Here is a 2,974-nt window from a genome sequence, read left to right as displayed (position 1 = left end):
GTGGAAGAGGGCAGCCAGCACGGTCATGGCCAGGGCGCCGGCCACGCCCCGGGCGAGGCGGGCAGGGCCGCGGACCACCCGGCCCGGAGCCGGACGGGGGCGCCCGGACGCGCGCGGGGCGGCGTCGACGGCGCTGCGCATGCCTCGGCTCCTCTCGCACGGGCCCGGTCGGCGACGACCGGCTGGGACCCTGCCATCCTACGCCGGGTCCGGGACTGCCCCGGAGACGACGACGGGCGCCCCACCCTGCGGTGGGACGCCCGTGGTGCGGTGACGCGGGACGGGCCTGAAGGCCCGCTCCGCGGCCGGGATCACTCGGAGGCGGCGGCCTTGAGCTTGGAGCCGGCGGTCACCTTCACGGAGTAGCCCGCGGGGATGGTGATCTCCTCACCGGTGCGCGGGTTGCGACCGGTGCGCTCCTTGCGCTCGGTGCGCTCCACGGCCATCCAGCCGGGGATCGAGACCTTCTCGCCCTTCTTCACCTGGGCGGTGAACACCTCGAAGAGGGCGTCCAGCACATCGCTGACGGCGGCCTGGGTGTTGCCGGAGCGCTCGGCGACGGCGGCGACGAGTTCCTTGCGGTTCATGGCCATGGGTCCTCCCTATGGGACGTCGGTTTCACGGATCCCGGACCGTTCGGACCGGGTTGCCAGTTGCGAACGTACCACCTCGAGGCCCCGGAAGCGCCCCCTGATCCGCGTGAATCCGCCCTTTTCTCCGGTTTTCTCCCCGCCGGAGCGCCCGCGGCGCCCCCGGAGCGGGCGGGCGGCGGGCACGATCCGGGCCCCGGACACGACGACGGCGGCCGCACCCTCCGTGAGGAGGATGCGGCCGCCGTCGGGGTGGGACCCTGCCCCGCCGACGCGCGTCAGCGGGGAGCGGGGGTCACCAGGAGGACTTGGTCACGCCGGGCAGCTCGCCACGGTGCGCCATGTCGCGGAAGCGCACGCGGGAGATGCCGAAGCGCTGGAAGGTGCCGCGCGGACGGCCGTCGATGGCGTCGCGGTTGCGCACGCGCACCGGGGAGGCGTCGCGGGGCAGCTTCTGCAGACCCAGGCGAGCGGCCTCGCGGGCCTCGTCCGAAGCGTTCGGGTCCACGAGGGTCTTGCGCAGCTCGAGACGCTTCTCGGCGTAGCGGGCGACGATGGCCTTGCGCTGCTCGTTCTTGGCGATCTTGGACTTCTTGGCCATCTCAGCGCTCCTCTCGGAAGTCGACGTGCTTGCGGACCACCGGGTCGTACTTCTTCAGGGTGATGCGGTCCGGGTTGTTGCGGCGGTTCTTGCGGGTCACGTAGGTGTACCCGGTGCCGGCGGTGGACTTCAGCTTGATGATCGGACGAACGTCCTTGTCCTTGGCCATGTCAGAGCTTCACTCCCTTCGCGATCAGGTCCGCCACGACGGCGTCGATCCCGCGCACGTCGATGGTCTTGATGCCCTTGGCGGACAGCGTCAGGGTGACGTTGCGGCGCAGGGAGGGGACCCAGTAGGTCTTCTTCTGGATGTTCGGGTCGAACCGGCGCTTGGTGCGACGGTGCGAGTGGGAGATGCTGTGGCCGAATCCCGGCCCAGCCCCGGTTACCTGGCAGTGAGCTGCCATGATCACTCCTCGTGGCAAGTAGTAGTAAAAGGACGGGCGGAACCCGCATGGCGGCGCTGCGCGGACGAGTCCGCGCAGGGCCTGTTGTGAGCCCCGCCCCGGGTGTGGACACCGCACTCTTACTGCGACTTCTCGAAAAGGTGGACCAGGCTGGGTGAGAGCCAACCGAAGTGCCTTATGGGATCGCTGGTGTGGACGGTGAGCCCCGGTCCGCCGTGACGGCGTTCCGGGATCCGGTCTGCGGGAGCGCGTTGCTTTTCCGACCCTCCGTCCGTCCGGTCACCTGACCGGGGAACAGCGAGAACAACGCGGCGTGCGCCGTCCTACCCTACGCGATGCGAGGGCGCGGGATCAACTCGCCGGCCGGCCCTCGGAATCCTCCTCGGACTCCCCCGTGGCCCCGGTCACGGCCCCGGCGTCGGCCCCGGCGACGCCCGCCCGCCGGGACCCGTGCGGGTCCATGGCGTCGAGCAGCCAGTGGCCCTCGCGCAGCCCGGCCAGCAGCCGCATCGACAGGCGCGTGACCTCGGCGAGGTCCTCCTCCGCCATGTGGTCCACGAAGACGCGGCAGACCATCCGGTCGTAGACGGGGACCGCGGCCTCCATGCGACGCCGGCCCTCGGGGGTCAGGCCCACGAGGGTGACGCGAGCGTCCTCGGCCGAGGGGCGCCGCTCCACCCAGCCGCGCTCCTCGATGCGCCGCACCACGTGGGACAGGCGGGAGAGGGAAGAGTCCACGAGCTGCGCCGCGCGGCTCATGGGCATCGTGCCCTCGGCCTCCCGGCTGGACTCCTCCGCGCCCAGCACGTAGAGGAGGTGGAACTCGAAGGGGGTCAGGCCCGCGTCCCGGTGCAGGTCGGACTCCATCTGGGACACGAGGCCGAGGGACGCCGCCGAGAGGGCGGCCCACGCGTTGCGCTGCTCGTTCGTCAGCAGGCTGCGCCGGTACGGGTCCTCCAGCGCGGGGAAGGCCTCGGGCTCCGGCGCGGTGTCGGGCTCGGGTCGGTGGTCGGCTGAGGTCATGGGGTGATCGTGCCAGGTCAGCACCGGGACGGCGACTCGACGGGACCGGACCGGGACCCCGGCGTGTCGCGGGCCCCGGTCCGGTCCGCGTCAGGACTCGATGCGGGCCAGCCGCTGTCCGCGGGCCACGCCCGCCCCGGGTGCCAGCGCCTCCCGGCGCAGGATGCCCGCCGCCGGGGCCGTCACGGGCGTCTCCGTCTTCATCGCCTCCAGGACGGCCACGGTCTGCCCGGCCGCCACGGTCGCCCCGTCCTCCGCCGCCCACGCCGCGAGCGAGCCGGTCACCGGGGAGAGGAGGGCGCCGGCGTCGTCCCGTCTCTTATACACATCCGACGCTGCCGACGATCTTACGC

Annotated in this window: 6 protein-coding genes; all 6 read right to left on the bottom strand. The window is 72.3% G+C overall.

Features of this window, described 5'->3' with window-relative positions:
* Positions 1-311 precede the first annotated feature (311 nt).
* Complete coding sequence (locus NWP10_RS11300) at positions 312-593, bottom strand: HU family DNA-binding protein (RefSeq protein WP_017488898.1); 282 nt, start codon at positions 591-593, stop codon at positions 312-314.
* Positions 594-885: 292 nt separating this feature from the next.
* Positions 886-1,191: a 30S ribosomal protein S14 gene (gene rpsN, locus NWP10_RS11295; RefSeq protein WP_002858338.1), complete on the bottom strand. Its 306-nt coding sequence runs from the start codon at positions 1,189-1,191 to the stop codon at positions 886-888.
* 1 nt (position 1,192) lies between these two features.
* Positions 1,193-1,360 carry a 50S ribosomal protein L33 gene (rpmG, locus tag NWP10_RS11290; protein WP_017488899.1) on the bottom strand — a complete coding sequence of 56 codons (168 nt, stop codon included), beginning with the start codon at positions 1,358-1,360 and terminating at the stop codon, positions 1,193-1,195.
* A 1-nt stretch (position 1,361) separates the two neighbouring features.
* Positions 1,362-1,598, bottom strand: coding sequence for a 50S ribosomal protein L28 (gene rpmB, locus NWP10_RS11285; protein WP_002858335.1), 237 nt, complete (start codon positions 1,596-1,598; stop codon positions 1,362-1,364).
* A 351-nt stretch (positions 1,599-1,949) separates the two neighbouring features.
* The gene (locus NWP10_RS11280; RefSeq protein WP_258300971.1) at positions 1,950-2,621 is read right to left on the bottom strand and encodes a MarR family winged helix-turn-helix transcriptional regulator; all 672 of its coding nucleotides are present in this window, start codon (positions 2,619-2,621) and stop codon (positions 1,950-1,952) included.
* Between the two features lie 90 nt (positions 2,622-2,711).
* A complete protein-coding gene (locus NWP10_RS11275; protein ID WP_258300970.1) occupies positions 2,712-2,948 on the bottom strand; it encodes an acetyl-CoA carboxylase biotin carboxyl carrier protein subunit in 237 nt (78 codons plus the stop codon).
* Positions 2,949-2,974 lie beyond the last annotated feature (26 nt).

Source organism: Micrococcus sp. HG099 (assembly GCF_024723355.1).
Classification (GTDB): Bacteria; Actinomycetota; Actinomycetes; order Actinomycetales; family Micrococcaceae; genus Micrococcus; species Micrococcus endophyticus.
Note: the sequence above shows the minus strand (reverse complement) of the source record. Positions and strands in the feature narration are given on the sequence as shown.